Here is a 19775-nt window from a genome sequence, read left to right on the forward strand (position 1 = left end):
GCAAACAATGAACACTGACAGCAAGCCAATTTCAAAAAAGAGAAAGTCGAAGCGATTATCAATATATTAGAGTCGCTATATCCAGAAGTACCCATTCCTCTTGATCACAAAGATCCTTATACCCTATTGGTTGCGGTATTGCTTTCAGCTCAATGCACCGATGAACGAGTGAACCAAATCACACCTAAGCTTTTTGCCAAGGCAGACAACCCGTTCGATATGGTACAAATGTCCATTGAAGAAATTAAGGAAATCATTAAGCCTTGCGGGTTATCACCAATGAAATCCAAAGGTATTTGGCACCTATCGGACATGATCATTAAGCAACATGGCGGCGAAGTTCCTCAAGATTTTGCAGCCCTCGAAGCGATGCCAGGTGTTGGCCACAAAACCGCATCGGTGGTTATGGCGCAAGCGTTTGGCGTACCTGCGTTTCCTGTAGACACACATATCCATCGGCTTATGTACCGCTGGGGACTCTCTAACGGTAAAAGTGTTGAGCAAACCGAAAAAGATGCCAAAAGACTGTTTCCTAAAGAAAAGTGGAATGACTTGCACCTTCAAATCATTTTTTACGGTAGAGAATATTGCCCCGCTAGAGGGTTCTCTCTTGAGAACTGTATAATCACGAGAGAATACGGCAGAAAGAGCTTCATCAATGAAGTTTTAAAACAACAACTAAAGAAGAAAAAATAAGCATCGCTCCCCTATTTTCTGTAGAGAAAGTGTCTGATACAGTAGTTTTGAAACCATCAAAATAAAGTGAAGGGATAGTCATGAATCGATGGACGTTGGCGCTTTCTTACGCATTATTCATTGCAACAATTATTATACTAGCCGACATCGGTTTACTAAAAAAACAACTCGGTTGGCTGCATAGTATTCCCTTTGGCGACAAAGTCGGTCACATTACCCTTTATGGAATGTTAAGTGCTTTATTTATCAATGCTTTTAAGTTTCGGGTAATTCATTTGTGGCGCACAAAATGCTACCTCGGCGCGTTGATTATTGCCATTGTCGCCGTTACTGAAGAATGTACGCAAATACTATTTAGCTCGCGCAACTTTGATGGATATGATCTCACTGCAAATTTAATTGGTGTGCTCCTTTCATCCGTCATTATGTATCGCTTTTCAAAGACAACCAAAGCCCAAGTCGCACAATAAAAATCAAGTTGTTTACAAAATGTAAACACATCGTTTCATTTTAGTTGCTTGTGGAGTTTTGTTCATCACGTTACAAACTAAAAAGGTTTGAAAACAACGTGTCGAATACATGGATAATCACCACGACAATAAGCAACACGCTGCGATTGCATCAGAGCTTCTCAGCACAATAGCTCCATCAAAAGAGCCCAAAGTATGCACTGTTGCTTCTGAATCTCCAACGGGCCTTGGAGAGGGAGCCGCTGAAGTACTCGCCTACATTCACAGCCTTCCACCCGCTTACCAGTTTCCTCCTTCAATGGTTCGCAGTCACAGACACAACCCATATGAACATCAAGTTGAAGCGGATGTAGAAACTCACGACAAAATTATCCCCGCTGGCGATCACACATTAGATGTTAGATGCTATCGCCCCGCCATTGCTCACAGCGAGTCATTGCCTGCACTCGTATATTTTCACGGCGGCGGTTTTGTATTGGGTGATATTGAGAGCTATGACGCTCTATTGAAATTAGTATGTGATCTTTCACAAATCATGGTGATATCTGTCGCCTATAGGTTAGCACCAGAAACTCCCTTCCCCGGCGCGGTGGAAGACGTTCAGTCCGCTATGGATTGGGTCTTTGCTAACCATCAAGCGTTGAATATTGATCCCTATCGCGTGGTTATTGGTGGAGATAGTGCAGGTGCTAATTTGTCACTCACTTATTGCCAACTCAACAAAAACAGCCACACATTTCAACCTTGCAGCCAACTATTGATATACCCCAGTACGCTAGGAAATGATCGCTCAGCTAGCCGCACAAAATACTCTGAAGGACTGCTATTAACCGCGCCACTGTTAGCGTGGTTTCATGATAATTACATCGATAAAGACAATGAGAACGACCCAAGATTCAATTGCATGAAAGCAAGCAGCTTTGGGGCACTTCCTTCTGCTTTTGTGTTGACCGCTGGGTTCGACCCACTCCGAGATGAGGGTGAGATGCTGGTCAATGCCATGATTAAAGATGGTGTGACAGTACGTCACTCCTGCTACACAGACATGTTTCATGGATTCATTAACTTTAGCGTGATCCCTCAGGCGCGAAATGCAATTGAGGAGTGCGCACACATTCTACGCACAGTTACACAAACAACATTGCCTACCCCGAAAATAAGGAATGAAAAATAATGCCGAAGATTCCAAAAACAAAGGCGCAGTTACTCCTGCCACCCTTAGTTTGTCGATAGCTTTTGCACTGTTGTCATCAGCAATGGTTAACGCCAACGACAACATTGAACAGATTCAGGTGACAGGTTCCTATATCAAACGAGAAACCGTTGATGCCGCTGAGCCAGTGCAAATTTTGGATCAGGCATTTATTCAGTCTACTGGCGCAACAACCATTGGTGAGCTTATCACCAAGCTCGCCATATCTTCAGGTGCGGAAAATCAAGCAGACTCTTTTACTCAGGCGTCAACCCAAGGGACTGGTAACGTGAATCTACGAGGCCTTGGTTTAAGCTCGACCTTAGTTTTGATCAATGGTCGTCGACAAACTATCTCTGGCGCATTGACCAACGATGGAAGCACCTTTGTAGACACGAGTCACATTCCCATAGAAGCCGTAGCTCAAGTGGAAGTATTGAAAGAAGGTGCTGCATCTATCTATGGTTCAGATGCAATCGCTGGCGTCGTTAATTTCATACTACGCAGTGATTTTGATGGGTTCGAAATAAATGCAGGCCTTAGCAAAGTTGATAGTGGTAGTCAAAAAGACACCGACATAGGGTTCATATGGGGGACCGATATTGACGGCACTTACATTACAGTTACGGGTCATTACCTTGATAGAACGCCTCTCACTATTGCCGATAGACCGTCTTTAGGAGACAACGCATTCAGCTCGCTAGGAAACTCATTTTTACTCTACCCCACCAACTTTGATGGTACCTTTGATCTATCACCTATTGTAGTCAACAGTGGTCCCTATGCTGGCACCTATGCCCCTTTTGAAAATGTGCCCGACCCAACCTGTCTCGAAGACGAACTCGGTATACTAATTCCACAAGCCAGTGGTACTCGTTGCGGTTTTAATTTTGGTCCTATTTACAACTTAGTCAATACCGAAACCCGCAGCCAATTGTTTGCAAACGTTTCACACAATTTCGACAACGATGTTTCTATTTCATGGGATACCAGTTGGAGCAACAATGACGTTAAAGACAACCCACAATCTCCTAGTTATCCTGACCTATCGTTTCCCTTCATTGGTAGCTGGCACCCCGGCAATCCTTTTGGAACTCACGTTGTTTGGCTTGGAAGACCACTGGGAGCAGATCGCCCACCTGCGCTCGCGCCCAGAGAAAACGAAACATTTAGAACTTCACTTAATATCAATGGCATATTTGCAAACGATTGGTCATGGGACACAGCAGTTACTTTTAGCAAGAACACCTACACTCAATATCAACAAGATCAATTGAAATCTCGCTTAGTAGCGGCGCTCAATGGTGTGGGAGGGCCGAATAACGACGAGCTATTTAACCCATTCGACCGCACAACACTCAGCGACAGCATAATCGAAGACTTCACCCATATCACAGAAGCGCAAAAAGATACCGACCTTCTTGTATTCGACGGGGTTATTGCTGGCGAGGCGTTCGCAACATCGGCTGGCGCCATTAGTTTTGCTACAGGGATTCAAATTCGAAAAGAAGGATTTAGTGTAGCTACCGACGATATCAACGAAATAACTTTTGATGCACAAGGTAATCCAATTCCAGTAGATCTCATTTTTCTTGCAGGTTTGTCTGAAGTTGATGTAAGTCGAACCTCAGCTGCTTGGTTTACAGAAGCTATTATTCCACTGTCTGATGATATTGAAATAAAAGGCGCTCTTCGCTACGAGCATTTGGAGAATGACAACAGTGTCGACCCCAAAATTGCTTTGCGCTGGCAGTTGTCAGATGCATTCATTTTACGTACGTCAATTAGCACTGCGTTTAGAGAAGCTTCTCTGTCTCAACAATTTGCTGCCTCTGCAACAATTAATGGAATTTCAGATTTTAACGAAGATGGAACCCCTAAATCTCCTGCATTTGTTGGCGTCATTGCTACCGGAAACACCGAACTCAAGCCAGAACAATCTGAAAACTACAATGTAGGTCTAGTATACAAACCGTCAGATACATTCGATGTACAAATAGACTACTGGCGCGTCGATTACACTGACCTTATTACTGTTGAAAATGCCCAAGGTAAAATTGCTGATGATCCCAATGGCTCAGACATCATTCGAACCGATGCAGGATTACTTTCTGCCGTTAGGGTGAATTACTTCAACTCATCTTCAGTAAAGGTTGAGGGTATTGATTTTGAGTCTATGTGGGAAGTCTCTGAGAACATAAGTGTGATGTTGAATGCTTCTCACTTTTTATCCTACGAACTGACCAAAGACAGTGGCGAGGTTGTAGAGGCTGCTGGTTCTTTTAATCACGATAACTTTGCCCGCTCACTGCCCGAAACCAAAGCCACGTTAAGTGCGGTATGGCAAGGCGAAAAACAAAACGCAGCAGTAAACATAAACTATATTTCTAGCTACGAAACTTCAATAGAGCTACCTTTAGATGGTTCTGAAAGCGCAACCATAGGTAGCTTTGTAACTGCAGATGTTCAGTACAGTATTGATTTTTTAATTTCTGAAAATGCTGAGCTAACCGCCAGCCTTGGGGTGAAAAACATCTCTGATCGAGAGCCACCAAGGGTGTTTAATGGATTCGGAAATTTAAGCTATGACCCCAAGCAACACAATCCACTTGGGCGTGTATTTTATGTAAACACCAGTATAGCATTTTAAGTTAATCCACGATTAGGGGAGAGCATGGGCTCTCCCTATAGAGAACAACTATGTCATTCACCTTTTGCACCACAAAGTCACTAATTTGTGCGCCAGACGCCTCACAAAATATTGGCGAGTATTGCCACGCTCTTGGAATCAGGAAGGCACTGATTGTCACCGACCCCGGAATCACGGATATAGGACTACATACAGAAATAGTGAGTGCACTCGAAGTGGCCAATATTCCAACGACCCTATTTGCTCAAGTACAAATGGATCCGCCAGCATCAACGATTAAACTAGCCGTCGACTACGCAAAATCTTACGATATCGACGGCGTTATTGGTCTGGGAGGAGGTAGCTCACTTGATACTGCCAAGCTAATTGCTGCATTAGTTAATTCATCACAGTCGCTTGACGATATTTATGGCATCGACAAGGTTTCGTCAGGTCGACTGCCATTAATTCAAATTCCAACAACGGCTGGTACTGGCTCAGAAGTTACGCCAATTTCTATTGTTACCACTGAAGATTCACAAAAGTTGGGCATTATCTCCAACGTTTTACTGCCCGATATCGCGCTACTAGATCCTGTTCTTACGCGTGGACTCCCTCCTCACATTACTGCGGCGACAGGCGTAGACGCCATGGTACATGCCATAGAAGCCTACACCAGTGTCCACAAAAAAAACCCCTACTCTGATATGCTCGCTAAACAAGCGCTGACACTTATGGCTGGGGCGATAAATACTGCAGTATTTGACGGAAAAAACCTCAAAGCGCGGCATGATATGATGCTTGGTGCTACGCTTGCTGGCCAAGCCTTTGCAAACGCTCCAGTCGCTGCAGTGCATGCCTTAGCCTACCCATTGGGCGGGCATTACCACATTCCCCATGGATTAAGTAATGCATTAGTCCTACCCCATGTACTGCGTTTCAATCACATTGCAGCATTCGAACACTATGCCGAACTCTATGACACCATAGCAGTGCCTTCGTCACTACCAACCAAGCGGAAATCTGAGGCATTCATAGCCTACTTTGAAAACTTGGTCCCCGAACTTGAACTGCCCAACAGGCTTCGTGAGGTAAACGTACCTAAAACTGACCTTGAGATGCTAGCCGCTGACGGCATAAAGCAACAACGGCTACTCGTAAATAATCCGCGAGAAATGACCGAACAAGACATTCTTTCTATTTATCAACAAGCCTACTAGTCGTTTGAAATTAGGGAGCAGCAAATGCTAGAAAAAGTGGACGCTCAGGGCCAAGTTGACACCCTGAGTACAACCTCAACAAAAAGTACTGGCTACGCGTGTTATTTGATATTTATTCTTTTGCTAGCCTACACCTTTTCATTTATCGACAGACAAATACTCAGTTTGTTGGTAGAGCCAATGAAACGGGACTTAGTCATATCTGATACTCAGATGAGCCTATTACAAGGTTTGTCTTTTGCTATTTTCTATACCCTCATGGGACTGCCATTAGGACGACTCTCTGACAGAAAAAGTCGCCGTGGAATAATCGCAGCCTCGATATTTTTTTGGAGTATAATGACTGCGGCATGTGGACTTGCGAAAAATTACTGGCACTTGTTCGTCGCTAGAATGGGCGTAGGTGTTGGAGAGGCGGGACTTTCTCCTGCTGCCTATTCGCTAATCGCTGATAGCGTCGATAAAAAGCACCTGTCAAAAGCCATTGGTGTGTATACCATGGGGATCTACTTAGGTGGTGGACTAGCTCTTATTGTTGGCGGAATGGTCATCCAATGGGCCAACTCATTTACCACTATCTCACTTCCTTTCGTTGGTGAAATATACACATGGCAGGCAGTTTTTCTCGCCGTTGGACTCCCCGGTATACTCCTGGTGCCTTTTCTGTTTACTCTGCAAGAGCCTCGTAGAAATGTATCACCACAATCTGCTGCTTCAGTCAGCGATGTCGTAGCCTTTTTCAAAACCAATAGAAAAACGGTGTTGTATCACAATTTCGGTGCAGCATTCGCATCAGTTGCGGGCTATGGAGCATTGGCGTGGGTGCCTAGTTATCTTATTCGCGTGCACGGTTTGTCGAGTGGTGAAGTGGGATTAATATTTGGATTAATTGTGCTTTTCGCTGGTGCCGGAGGCGTGTTAACAGGCGGTGCGATCGCAGACAAACTCTATCGCCAAGGTAAGTTGGACGCCAAAATGCGCGTTGCAATGTGGGCAATGTTACTCGGTGTAATTCCGACATTGTTTTACCCAATATTATCCAACCTCACACCGGTATTAGTACTACTTACACTGTCAACTTTCTTCGCCAATTTTATGATGGGCCTCGGCCCCGCTGCGATTCAAGAGGCGGTCCCAACCACAATGCGAGGACAGTTCAGTGCCTTGTATTTGTTTGTCGTAAACTTGATTGGCTTAGGGTTAGGCCCAACATTAGTAGCATTGTGCACAGACTATCTCTTTGGAGCACCCGAGCAAGTGGGCTATTCGCTGCTGTTGGTCACAAGTATCGCCATGATCACCTCAGCGATTTTACTGTGGCGCTCTTTACCCCATTATCGCAAGACCATCGAGTGTCTGTCAGAAGACTAGTATGGCAAATGAGCAATACTTAACGGAGTACTTATGTTCGAACTAAATGACTCAGCACTGTTAAAAACCAAGTTGTTTATCAATGGTGAATGGGTTGAGAGCGACTCTGGTGAGTCATTTCCAGTGCACTCGCCAGCCACTAATCAGATTCTAGCGACTGTAGCCAACGCAGGTAAAAGTGAGACCCGTTATGCCATTAACTGTGCAAACAATGCTATGCAACTGTGGCAACAAACAACGGCTAAACATCGGGCAAATCTGCTAAAAAAATGGTTTGATCTCGTCACCGAGCACACTGAGGATTTGTCGAAAATTCTTACGCTCGAACAGGGTAAACCTATTCTAGAGGCACGCGCCGAAGTTACTTACGGAGCAGCGTACATAGAATGGTTTGCAGAAGAAGCAAAGCGTATGTACGGGGATGTCATTCCAAGTAACCACCCCAACCAGCGCACATTAACACTCAAACAGCCCGTTGGCGTCGTTGCCGCCATCACCCCGTGGAACTTTCCTATTGCAATGATTACCCGAAAAGTCGCTCCGGCGTTAGCCGCGGGTTGTGCTGTGGTTATAAAACCAGCAGAAGCAACACCGCTTTGTGCATTAGCTCTGGCGGAACTCGCTTCCAGAGCGGGACTGCCCAAAGGGCTCCTATCGGTAGTTGTTGGCACAAATGCCGCTGAAATTGGTCAAGAACTCAGTACAAATAGCATAGTTAAAAAACTTTCTTTTACTGGCTCAACGCCGGTGGGTAAGCTGTTACTCAAAGCCACTGCGGATACCGTAAAAAAAGTGTCGATGGAGCTTGGTGGAAACGCACCTTTTATCGTATTTGAAGACACCGATATCGAGCTTGCGGTAGAAGCGGCAATGGCCTCAAAATTCCGAAATGCTGGGCAAACTTGCGTGTGTGCAAACCGCTTTATCGTGCACTCATCAATAGCTCAAGAATTTACAGAACAACTCGTTGCAAAAGTAAAAGGCTTAAAGATAGGTAATGGTATTGAACAAGACGTTACCATTGGGCCACTTATCAATAAAAACGCCGTGAACAACATGCAAGTGTTAGTCGACGATGCACTAGCTGCAAATGCCACACTAGAGATTGGCGGTACCCCACTTGAACAGGAAGGTAACTATTATCCACCTACAGTATTAAGTAGTGTCACTCCTGAGATGCGGGTGTTCAAAGAGGAGATATTTGGCCCCATCGCACCAATTTTGACATTTGATACCGAAGAACAAGCAATTTCTCTTGCCAATGCCACCGATGCCGGCCTGGCATCCTACATTTTTACACAGTGCCAACGCAAAATTTGGCGAGTTAGCGAAAAGCTCGAAAACGGTATTGTTGGCGTTAACGAAGGAATCATTTCTTCGGAAGTGGCACCATTTGGTGGTGTAAAAACATCGGGGTTAGGAAGAGAAGGCTCTAAGTATGGACTAGACGATTACACCGAAATTAAATACATCTGCATAGGAAATATCGAAGAATAACACATTGATATTGAGTGCAATGATGAATGCCGATACAGTGAGATATTCGCTCATAAGGATAGCGAATGCCTCACTAATGCTGTAAAGGAGTATGTATGTCTCGACGGTTACCCCCACTCAATACATTATGGGTATTTTTGGCTGCTTCTAGACTACTTAGCTTTACAAAAGCGGCTGATGAGCTCTGTATTACTCGCTCTGCGGTGAGCCGCCAGATCAAAAACCTTGAAGACTATTTCGGTTTTCAGCTATTCGAGCGCCATAAGGTTGGCTTAGAACTCACCGAGCAAGGTATTATTTACGCGAATGCTATTTCAACGATATTCGCAGACCTTAAAATAGCTACCAATGAACTTCATCACGGCACCCAAGAGCTCAAGCTATCACTGGGGATATCCGCGACTTTTAATTCAACATGGCTAATGAGTAGGTTATGTGATTTAGAACAACGTCACCCTGAGCTCAGCCTCTCATTTTTCACCAATATTTACGACACAGGGAACGAATCAGTCGACTTTTCTGGCGACCAGATGGACGCTGCTATTAGGTTGGGTAAAGGAAAGTGGGCCGATTGTCACAGCGACAAGCTCATCGATATTTATGTACAACCCGTATGTTCACCGAGTCTACTCGACGAGCATTTTCAACAATCGGACGTTACATCATTAGCGCATTTCAATTGGCTTCACTACGGTCACTTATCCGATTTATGGCATCAGTGGCTAGCAGGAACAGACGCTCCTGACTTGCAAACAATCAAGAGAAATATCGTTTTCGATAACGTTTCTGTGGCAACCCAAGCAGCGGTAGATGGTCTTGGCATCATTCCCATGTACAGGCCACTAGCAGACCCTCTTATCAAGGAAGGTAAGTTAGTTGTCGCACACGACTATATGATGCGAAAAAAAGAATCTTATTATTTCGTCTGCTCAGAGAGCTATCAAAATGATTCAGCCGTCTGTGTATTTAGAGATTGGATTGTAGATGCTGCGCAAAAAGCGCAGCATAAGTGGAATCAAGACGTACTAGACAAGACACCTAGTGAAGCTTGAACTTTGGCCCTAACAAACTCCCTACTTTACGACTTAGCAAAGTAAGCGCGCCTTTTAAGCGTCCATGCACCGCAAGCAAGTGGAAAGAGTACAAAGAAACGTAAACCAGCTTTGCTAACCGTCCCTCAATAAACATATTGTTGTTAGACAGTTTTCCCATCAGGCTCCCCACTGTACTGTACTTACTAAAGTGCACTAGTGACCCATAATCAGTGTAAGAAAAGGGTTGAGGTCCTGCGTCTTTATGTCTGTTAATTATGTTTTTCGCCACTCGCTCTGCCATTTGGTGAGCCGACTGAGCGCGAGGAGGTACCCACTTGCCATTTTCCTGCATCATTCCACAGCTATCACCAATCACATAGATATTTTCATGTTGGGGGGTTTGTAGAAATCCGTTGACGACAATTTGGCCTATTCGATTATGCTCAACTCCGGGGATTGCTTGAACGAACTCAGGGGCTTTAACACCAGCAGCCCACACCATGAGATCAGCTTCAATCAAATTTCCTTCAGCAGTAACAAATCCCTGCTCAGTCGCCTCCGCAACACGGGTATCTTCTTTGACATTGACGTTGATCTTGTACAAAGCGGCTCTTGCTGCGTTTGAAATCCGCTCTGGTAGCGCTGGAAGAATCCGAGGACCTGCCTCAATGATTGTAATACTCAATCGATCAGCCGACATATTCGGCATACCATAAGACTTCGCAAGATCGCCAATATAGTGGAGTTGCGCCGCAAGCTCTGTACCTGTCGCACCGCCACCCACAATGCCAATGGAAAGCTTTTTGTCAAAGTCCTTTTGATAATCCTTCTTCAGCAATTGATTGAGTAGTGCCGTATGAAAACGCTCTGCCTGCTTTAACGAGTCGAGAAAGAACGCATGTTCAGCAACCCCTGGGGTGCCAAAATCGTTACTCACACTACCCGCCGCGACAACAAGTGTGTCGTAGCTCAATGATCTGGCAGGCAAAATTTCACTGCCGTCGTCATCCAACATAGGATCTAGGTATAAACAGTTCAGTTCGGGATCAACTTTACTCACATTACCCAGTTGAAACTCATAACCATAACGACTGGCATGAATACCATATTCAACGCCGTCTGACTGTTTGTCGATAACCCCTGCCGCAACTTCGTGCAACAAAGGCTTCCAAACATGAGTTCGGCTTCTGTCTACTAAAGTAATGTGCGCCTTACCGCGCTTGCCTAAGGCTCGAGATAACCTCGTTACCAACTCTAGACCACCAGCACCCCCACCAATAACGATGATTTTTTCCATAGTATTACCTGATTTTTAATAAAGAAAAGGGGGGCGAACAAACGCTGGAAAACGGATGCGAAAGAAGAGAAATGTATGGGGTACCAGATCCGTTGTGTCATGATAATCCAGGAGGGTCGCAATACCTGTAGTCTGCCAAAATGGCGTCAAATTGTCTACAATGACAACATGCAATTAGGGGGGATAAATTATCTAAACTCACCAACTATGCAAGGAAAAGCATTACACGAACGTTAACACTTTCGGAGGAATCTTGGGCTTCTGTGGCGATATCTTCAGAAGAATACCCAGCATTGATAAGGATCTGCTTGGCAACTTCTTTGGCAGGTAATGTTTGGTCAGGATCGCGCAAAACGCGAATGGCCTCGACAAGATATTCGTTCATACCTCCCCCTCTTGCATGTAGTTCAAAGTGCAATAGCCAATACGACCTTGGTGGTAAAGAGACCAACTTTTTGTAAAAAAAATATTGGCACCAAGTGCTCAACGAGTAATGCCAAAGTACGACATAAAACTGTCTTTTACTCGCTGTACACTCTTGTTCTTCTCAGAATGTTGCTAATTTCACAGACATTAAGAACATAAATAATCAAGGAAGTCATTGATGCGTAGACACTTTGTAAAGCTGTTGTTTTGCCTCTTCTCTCTTATCAGCCAATCCGCAATGAGCTTTGATATCATTGCCCATCGCGGCGCGTCGGGGTATTTACCTGAACACACTCTTGAGGCAGCAAGCCTTGCCTATGGGCAATCACCAGACTATATCGAACAGGATGTTGTAATAACTAAAGACGGTGTTCCTATTGTGTTGCACGATATCCACTTAGACACCGTTACAAATGTGGCAGACCTCTACCCATCGAAAGCGCGTTCAGATAAGCGATTTTACGCGTTAGATTTTACCCTTGCAGAACTGCAAACCCTTACTGTTATTGAACGCAAAAATAGTAAGGGTGATAATGTATTTCCCCACCGATACCAAGGCACGACGGCTCAATTCAAAATCGCAACTCTTGCGGAGCACTTTGAACTCATCACAGAACTTAACCGTGTTTACGGTCAGGAAATTGGTGTTTATCCTGAAATAAAATCACCTGCATGGCACTTAGCGCAAGGTGTAGACGCCAGTCAAATTGTCATTGATACGTTGACTGCGTTTAACTTGCATTCTGCATCAGCAAAAAGTTACTTACAGTGCTTTGATTACAACGAACTCAAACGTATACGCAATGATCTGGACTACGATGGCAAACTTGTGATGCTTATCGGAGAAAATAGCTGGGGCGAGTCAAATACTGATTATGATTGGCTTCGCACACCAGAAGGCCTCGGGGCACTCGCCAACGTTGTAAATGGTGTAGGACCATGGATAGGGCAACTACTCGATTCAGATGCCCTAGCCCGAGGAGAGCTTATACCTGCGCCTTGGGTCAAACTGGTTCATGAGCATAAATTGACTATACATCCGTATACCTATAGAACCGATGCACTCCCAGCTGGTTTCACCCAAACTACCTTACTCGATACCTTAAGCGGTGTAGTTAAGGCCGATGGCGTATTTACCGACCAAGTCCCCCCGTAAAAGCCTGGAGAGCATCGAAAGGCCAATAACTAAGTTAGGTTAGGTTTTCGACAACCTAACCACTACTCTGCGGTTCAGTGAACGATTTTCTCGGGTATCGTTGGGTGCGCTATGACGACGCTCGCCATGCCCAGTAATTTGAATGCGATCTTCAGGCACACCCATGGTCATCAGATAGGTTTTTACTTCATTGGCTCTCTGAATAGATAATTGTTCATTGTTCCAACGTCCACCGTAGCTATCGGTGTATCCATCAAGAAGCACCAAATCTAGTTCACTGTCTTCTTTGAGGTACTCACCAATCATAGTTAACCGCTTTTGAGCGTAATCTGTGAGTGATGTGGAATTATTTTTGTAAGAAAGTACGGTGTAGGCGATATCTTCAAAAGCAAATGGAAGCAAGTTTGAAACGCAAGCGACGAAATCTCGATACACAGGCAAAAAGTTACTCGCATTGAGCGCCACGCTGACTTTGTCGTATTTATTGTACCAATCTTGGTATTGGATCGTCGGCCAGAAACCTTTTTCCAGCTCGGTAAGCATAGTCCACGCGGCGTCTTGTGGAAGGTCGCCATTATATTGTTTACGGATAGTCATATCGGCGATCGTACGTGGAGCAATACCCGGCATCCAGGTGGGCGGGACTGAATATACCGCCGCCACATCAAATCTATTAGGCAAAGACATCATGTCTAGCTCAAATTCCATATTCAATTGTTTAGCGGCAAAACTAGTAAACATAGCCTCGCCATACCCGGGTAGTCCGTGGCTCAATGTGCACTGCAACCGAGACTGTTGAGAAACCTCCCAGTTAGATGTTTCAACCGTCGCCGAGTATTGACGCATCGCCCCATTGGCATTAGCAGCCAGGCAAGACATGATGATTAGCAGCAGAATATGTTTCACAAAAACACCTACACGTGAGTTAAACGACAATGACCTATCACAGCGAGACAATCATGCCTGTTATAGTGCTTGTATCGTCATTAGTGTAAAAAAGTTTAGGTCAATATGCCATGTATTCGTATAATGCCAAGCTAACTTACCGCGAAGAACAATCACCTCTGTTCTCATCGCCCGCAAAATAATGACAGAGAATTATGTCGGATACTCCAAATTTACTCGTTGACCGATTTAGAGGTTACTTCCCCGTTATCATTGATGTTGAAACGGCGGGATTTAATGCAAACACAGATGCATTACTTGAACTTGCTGCAGTAACGGTTAAGTTTGACGACAACGGTTTACTGTGCGCGGACGAAACTTTTCATTATCACATTAACCCGTTTGAGGGGGCTAACCTAGAACCCGCCGCGCTGGAGTTTAATGGAATAGATCCTCATTGTGCGCTTCGTGGTGCCATTGAAGAATCAGAGGCAATGAAGGCACTGTGTAAAGGTATAAGAAAAGCGCAGAAAAATGCGGATTGCCAACGCTCAGTCATTGTTGCGCACAATGCGACCTTTGACCAAAGCTTCGTAAATGCGGCGATAGAGCGTTGCAATATAAAGCGCACACCATTTCATCCATTTGTATCTTTTGATACCACGAGCTTAGCTGCACTAACCTTAGGACAGACCGTGCTCGTGAAAGCCTGTCGTGCTGCGGGAATTGCCTTCGACCAGAGCGAAGCACATAGTGCCCTATACGATGCTCAACGCACTACAGAATTATTCTGCTACATGGTTAACAAATACAAAGCATTGGGCGGTTGGCCATTGTCTGAGTAATCCTCGGTTATAATATTTCTATCAAAAAATTCATCCTCTAATCGATTTTATCACTTGCTTAGATAGCAAATAACAATTATTATCATTAACAACATCGATTAGAGGTAGATTTCATGTTTGTTTGCATGTGTTACGGCGTAACAGATAAAGACATTCGCAATGCGGTACAGAGCGAAGGCGCAGGTAATTTGCGAGAATTGCGCTCACATCTGAATTTGGGCACCCAGTGTGGAAAGTGCGTTCAGATGGCTCAAGAAATCATTGACCAAACTATCATCGATGAATCTCTGTTCAAAGATGTGGGTTAAAAACACTCCCTCCAAAACCTGCAACAACATCTATTTCCAATTTTCTCTCAACCGTTAGTTAAACTGAAATTCAACACCCGCATAATAGAATGCGCCATTGATACCACTGGGCGATGTGGGTGGATATAACGCACCAACTTGACCTGCAAATGGGTTTACCTCTGGAAATTCGTTAAGAAGATTTTGAGCGCCAACACTCAGCGTGAGTTGATCAGTCAGTCGATAGGCAAAATCAATATCTACCGTTACCACGGCTGAGCTCTCAATATCCATTCCTGCAGAGGCATCTAAATGGTCTTCGTAAAACCCACCAAAGTAGTTACCTCTTAACACCACCGAATATTTGTCAATATCATACATAGCGGTGAAGTTACCGCGATGGGCTGGCAGGTTGTCTTCTAACATCCTAATGCGTTGGGGTGTTAAGTTTGAACGATAAATTACTCCTGCATCAGTAGTTACGGGATACAGGGATACACGTTCGACTTGGGTGTCAGTCCAGTTGTAGGTAAGTAGGAAATTTAAAGGGTACTCAAAAAGTACAGTGGAATGTTGCCCAACGATATCGATACCTTGAGTCAAGGTATCAAAATCATTGGTAAAATATTTTACCGCCTTGTATTTCGCCGCATCTTCTCGACCGATGCGCACTAAGTTCTCAACGTCGGCGGCAGACAATGGAATCGCTGATGTGGTGCTGATCCTGTCATGCAGACGAATATTAAAGTAATCCAATGTAACGAAGCTTTTCTCTCCCAATTGGAATACTGCGCCAAAACTGAAGTTGATTGACTCTTCTGGCTCAAGAGGAGTGGCACCGAGTTGAGTAGAAATTTGGTCTGTGGGTGGCAGTGTTGCTTGGTCTTCAAGTCCATTGACGCCATAAGCCGTGGTAACGTTTATCACATTACTTTGGCCAACAGTCGGCGCCTTGAAGCCAGTGTTTACTGAACCTCGAAGTGCTAGATTTGAATTGAGCACGTACCGCATAGTTAGCTTTCCATCAAACGTAGCACCAAAATCACTGTAATTTTCAACTCTCACAGCTACCCCAACCTGCAGAGCTTCTTCGATAAAAAACTCAAGATCTGAATACACCGCCCAATTACTGCGACTCCAGCGTCCTTCCGATTGAGGCTGATATCCCGGAAATCCATTCGACCCTATACTGAAACCCTGTGAGGTACCTAGGGGCGGATAAAATGCATACGGTCCAGCGGTATATGAGGCTTCATCACCCGCGTGCTGAACATAGGTCTCTTTGCGCCATTCAGCCCCCACTGCAATACTAACGGGTTCTTCCAACGGCGTTTGGATAAGACGAGATAGGTCTATATTGAAAGACTGCTCCAATTGACTGACACCGCCGGGCGAAAATGACAATGGAGAATCAGGTCCTAAAGAGGGATTGACCGTATCAGAGAGCGTATATTGAATATCTGAATATCCGATACCAAGGCTCGTATCCATCGACCACCCTGACGCTAGCTCTCGCTTAGCGCCAATAACCATAGAGCCATCAGTGACCTTACCGCCAAATTGTGGTGTAAAACCCCCGGGAAACCACTCATTAAATGCAAAGCAGTTTTGCCCTAGATCGGTGTTATTATCAGCAATGAGTAAATAGTCAGACTGCTCCAATACATTTTCTGACGTGATGGGGATATTAGGGCAGCTAATGCCTTGGTTCAGCCCATCTAAATCGGCAACTAGTAAAGACTTTTCACCCGTGGCAGCGTCTGTTTGTGTGAACACGCCCTCTCGGCTCTGAGGATGTCTAAAATAAAACCCTCCTTGAATATCCTTGTATGCATACGTCACGAACCCGTAGCCTTTTGCTGTTGTGCTGATGTCCCACCCAGCATTAACCGCCAACTTCACATCGTGGTCTACATCAAGTGAGCCCCATATTTGAGTCGGATTAGCAACGTTATTGTTCCCTGCATTGATAAGCGCCAAAGCGTCATCCCTCTGAACAGAACGAGAGGTTCCAGCTTGGGTTCTGTACTCGGCCGTAGCGTTTAGGAATCCATTATTTGGCAATGCAAACCCACGGTTGGCTTGCAACTGAAAGAGCTCTCCATCCCCTTCACTATATATTCCAGTTTTCAGGACAATAGCGCCGCCTTCAGCACTGTCTTTCATCACAAAATTGAGCACCCCTGCAATAGCATCTGAGCCATACTGAGCCGAAGCTCCATCTCGCAGCACCTCAACTTGCTTTAAACCATATGCGGGAATTACAGAAATATCTGGGCCTTGTGCCCCATCTGATAAACCACCGCCTAAAAAGGTAATTACTGAAGAACGGTGTCGGCGCTTTCCGTTGAGCAAAAGCAACGTATGATCCGACGCCATGCCGCGAAGATTCGCCGGACGCACTAGACTAGTGGCATCATTAATGGGTTGGTCATTAACGTTGAGTGATGGAACCATGCGACTCAAGTTAGTCAAAACATCTCCACTGCCTTTTGAGCCAAGTTCGTTCCCATCAATAATATCAACGGGAACCGGGGAACTCACAGCACTTCTGGGCAGATTTCGAGTACCCACCACGGCAATACGCTCTAAGCCAAATTCTTCATCAACTTCTTCTTGCTGAGTTTCCTTTACCACTTCTGACGCTTGAGACTCGTGACGAGAGCGAATACTCAAGTGTCCTTCACTACCAGCGACTACTGCAAGCTCAGTCCCCTTCAGCAATAAGGTTAGCGCCTCATTCAGTGTGAACTCACCGTCAATGGGATTGGTGACCACCGCTTGGGCCAACTCAAAAGGGAACAGTAAAGTAGTGTCTGCTTGCTTTGCCAAATAAGTAAGTGCTTCGTCTGCTGTCTGGGCAGGAATAGAGAAGTGATAGGCCTTATTGGAGATGGTCTCATCTTCTTCAGCGAATACCAGAAACGAGGAAAACGCAGAAAGCAGCGCCGTCCAACTGGCTAACAAAACACGTCTATGTGCTTTGTTTTTTATACGTTTCTGAAGATTCAACTGAGAGCTGGCCCGCAAGGTGAAGGTTCTTGTTAAGAAAAGTTAAACAGATAGTGTCATATTCATCAAAGATATGCCATTGGCCATAACGGGGGCGTATAATTCTATAGCCCCTGAATGTTACTGACGTTCAGTTGTAGATGCCGATAAATGGATACGATTCTCAGAAACTTGTTCAGAAGAAATATCAAAGCTTGTCTCTAACGCTGACAGTAGCCCGTCGATATCACCCACTTTAAAGAAGCCTGCCACCCGTCGCCCTTTCAGGCTATCGTCAACTATCGCTAGGCGCACTGGCGTGTATCGCCCGATTTCAAAAAGTACTTCTTCCAAAGGCTCACCTTTGAAAACTATCATACCTTGTTGCCATGCTAAATCATCATCGATATCGTTTTGCGATAGATTTTCGCGGCCATCAACTTCACCCTGAACGGTTGCTTTCTCGCCGGCAAACATCAATAGGCCTTGTTCGGTAATGACTTGAGACGCAAGTTGAGCTGCTGGCGTATCAAACGTAGTAAATCTGTCTTTCACCAGTACTTTACCTTCGGTAACAACAAGCTCGAATGCGCCATCTTCCACGTACTGCATATTAAATGCAGTGCCAACGGCCGTCACCGTATTACTACCAGCAGTCACGACAAAAGGGCGTTCAACTTCATGGGCTACTTGAAAATGTGCCTCGCCCTTGAGTAATACGATATGTCTCAAATTTTGTGAAAAATCGATGGACACCACGGAGTTGGTATTTATATGTAACGTTGAACCGTCGGATAAGACGATATTTTTTTGCTCACCGATACCGGTAGAAACATTTTGTGTAACCGATGCAACCACATTGGTTGTACTCATAAAGTTAGTTTGCGTGAATAACGCCCAACACATTACTAATGCAAAACATGCAGCTATGCTAGACCAAACCACACGTTTACTTTTACGCTGAGATAGTAGAGTGACATCAGGCTTGGTTTGATATTGAGGGAAGAGTCCACTGAGTTCATTTAACACCGACATGTCATCCCACAAACTCGCCGCATCGAGTAGTGCAGTTCGATGGGATTGACTATCACCGAGCCACGTCTCTAACTCTGCTTTTTCGGCATCAGAGAGCCCTCGGTCTAGGCGACTGATCCACAGACATGCTTGTTCTTGTATGTCTTCTTTACTGGAGAATTGACGAATATTACTCATACTAACTACGATTCACACCTTGAGTAGCTGATACTGCGCCACTCTTTACATCAACTTCATTAAGCGCAGCTAAGTACTTAGAACACTGCAGCAGCCCTTTGGCTACGTGCTTTTCTACCGTACTCTCACTCAAACCTAACAACTCGGCAATTTCTTTTTGTCGCATGTCGTACACTTTTTTCAGCAAAAAAACTCGCTTAACTTCAGCTGATAAGGTGTCTGTCGCGCGGCAAAAATGAATAAAGCGCTCTTTACTTTCTACATTCTTTTCTAAGCTATACCCCACTAATTCATGAGGTAAAATATCCATGTCGTCAATAGGATGACTGTGCTTGTTTGCAGCTTTAGATACATGATTAAGTGCGAGGTTCCGCGCTGTCTTTAACATGTAGGTTCGTTCATACCGAATCTCTTGCTTTAATTCGGCTTCGTAGCTTTTTATAAAGGCTTCTTGAACGATATCTTCTATGTCATCTTTGCCGACAATGGAACCCACCGCACGCATCAGTTTAGCGCGGTATTTTAAATAGGTTTCTGTGACTGTCGACTTACTCGGCATAAATTAAA

General features: G+C 44.8%; 16 protein-coding genes and 1 pseudogene. 11 read left to right on the plus strand and 6 right to left on the minus strand.

Annotation, left to right across the window (positions count from 1 at the left end; genetic code table 11):
• Positions 1-33: 33 nt before the first annotated feature.
• The 8 genes and pseudogenes from nth to EYS00_RS04030 form a co-directional block, all read left to right on the plus strand.
• Positions 34-696: pseudogene (gene nth, locus EYS00_RS03995) on the plus strand (endonuclease III); the annotation flags it as partial.
• An 80-nt stretch (positions 697-776) separates the two neighbouring features.
• Positions 777-1166, plus strand: coding sequence for a VanZ family protein (locus EYS00_RS04000; RefSeq protein ID WP_130635273.1), 390 nt, complete (start codon positions 777-779; stop codon positions 1164-1166).
• Between the two features lie 109 nt (positions 1167-1275).
• Complete coding sequence (locus tag EYS00_RS04005) at positions 1276-2340, plus strand: alpha/beta hydrolase (protein WP_130635274.1); 1065 nt, start codon at positions 1276-1278, stop codon at positions 2338-2340.
• Positions 2330-5008, plus strand: a complete 2679-nt coding sequence (locus EYS00_RS04010) for a TonB-dependent siderophore receptor (protein WP_130635275.1) — start codon at positions 2330-2332, stop codon at positions 5006-5008. The genes EYS00_RS04005 and EYS00_RS04010 overlap by 11 nt, the downstream gene beginning before the upstream one ends.
• Before the next feature lie 50 nt (positions 5009-5058).
• Complete coding sequence (locus EYS00_RS04015; protein WP_130635276.1) at positions 5059-6207, plus strand: iron-containing alcohol dehydrogenase; 1149 nt, start codon at positions 5059-5061, stop codon at positions 6205-6207.
• A gap of 24 nt (positions 6208-6231) precedes the next feature.
• The gene (locus EYS00_RS04020) at positions 6232-7578 is read left to right on the plus strand and encodes an MFS transporter (protein ID WP_130635277.1); all 1347 of its coding nucleotides are present in this window, start codon (positions 6232-6234) and stop codon (positions 7576-7578) included.
• A gap of 33 nt (positions 7579-7611) precedes the next feature.
• On the plus strand, positions 7612-9075 hold the full coding sequence (locus tag EYS00_RS04025) for an NAD-dependent succinate-semialdehyde dehydrogenase (RefSeq protein WP_130635278.1): 1464 nt from the start codon (positions 7612-7614) through the stop codon (positions 9073-9075).
• A 95-nt stretch (positions 9076-9170) separates the two neighbouring features.
• The gene (locus EYS00_RS04030) at positions 9171-10127 is read left to right on the plus strand and encodes a LysR substrate-binding domain-containing protein (protein WP_130635279.1); all 957 of its coding nucleotides are present in this window, start codon (positions 9171-9173) and stop codon (positions 10125-10127) included.
• Here EYS00_RS04030 and EYS00_RS04035 read toward each other — a convergent pair.
• Positions 10114-11406: an NAD(P)/FAD-dependent oxidoreductase gene (locus EYS00_RS04035; protein WP_130635280.1), complete on the minus strand. Its 1293-nt coding sequence runs from the start codon at positions 11404-11406 to the stop codon at positions 10114-10116. The genes EYS00_RS04030 and EYS00_RS04035 overlap by 14 nt on opposite strands.
• Before the next feature lie 205 nt (positions 11407-11611).
• Complete coding sequence (locus EYS00_RS04040) at positions 11612-11791, minus strand: hypothetical protein (RefSeq protein ID WP_130635281.1); 180 nt, start codon at positions 11789-11791, stop codon at positions 11612-11614.
• Between the two features lie 219 nt (positions 11792-12010).
• On the opposite strand from EYS00_RS04040, the gene glpQ reads away from it, so the two are divergent.
• Positions 12011-12988 (plus strand): glycerophosphodiester phosphodiesterase, encoded by a 978-nt coding sequence (gene glpQ, locus EYS00_RS04045; RefSeq protein ID WP_130635282.1) that lies wholly within the window; start codon positions 12011-12013, stop codon positions 12986-12988.
• Positions 12989-13027: 39 nt separating this feature from the next.
• On the opposite strand, the gene EYS00_RS04050 is transcribed toward glpQ, so the two are convergent.
• Positions 13028-13867: an OmpA family protein gene (locus tag EYS00_RS04050; protein ID WP_130635587.1), complete on the minus strand. Its 840-nt coding sequence runs from the start codon at positions 13865-13867 to the stop codon at positions 13028-13030.
• A gap of 221 nt (positions 13868-14088) precedes the next feature.
• Between EYS00_RS04050 and rnt the strand changes: the two genes are divergently transcribed.
• Entirely contained in the window at positions 14089-14718 is a 630-nt protein-coding gene (gene rnt, locus EYS00_RS04055; protein ID WP_130635283.1) for a ribonuclease T, read from the plus strand.
• Between the two features lie 113 nt (positions 14719-14831).
• Positions 14832-15026, plus strand: a complete 195-nt coding sequence (locus EYS00_RS04060) for a bacterioferritin-associated ferredoxin (RefSeq protein WP_130635284.1) — start codon at positions 14832-14834, stop codon at positions 15024-15026.
• Positions 15027-15080: 54 nt separating this feature from the next.
• Here the strand turns inward: EYS00_RS04060 and EYS00_RS04065 are convergent, their stop codons facing one another.
• The 3 genes from EYS00_RS04065 to EYS00_RS04075 all read right to left on the minus strand — a co-directional run bounded on the left by EYS00_RS04065 (position 15081) and on the right by EYS00_RS04075 (position 19767).
• On the minus strand, positions 15081-17927 hold the full coding sequence (locus EYS00_RS04065; protein ID WP_242618660.1) for a TonB-dependent receptor: 2847 nt from the start codon (positions 17925-17927) through the stop codon (positions 15081-15083).
• A gap of 210 nt (positions 17928-18137) precedes the next feature.
• Entirely contained in the window at positions 18138-19208 is a 1071-nt protein-coding gene (locus EYS00_RS04070; protein ID WP_130635285.1) for a FecR family protein, read from the minus strand.
• Between the two features lies 1 nt (position 19209).
• Positions 19210-19767 carry an RNA polymerase sigma factor gene (locus EYS00_RS04075; RefSeq protein ID WP_130635286.1) on the minus strand — a complete coding sequence of 186 codons (558 nt, stop codon included), beginning with the start codon at positions 19765-19767 and terminating at the stop codon, positions 19210-19212.
• Between the last annotated feature and the right edge of the window lie 8 nt (positions 19768-19775).

The sequence above is a fragment of the Alteromonas sp. KUL49 genome, assembly GCF_006538345.1.
In the GTDB taxonomy this organism is placed as follows: domain Bacteria; phylum Pseudomonadota; class Gammaproteobacteria; order Enterobacterales; family Alteromonadaceae; genus Alteromonas.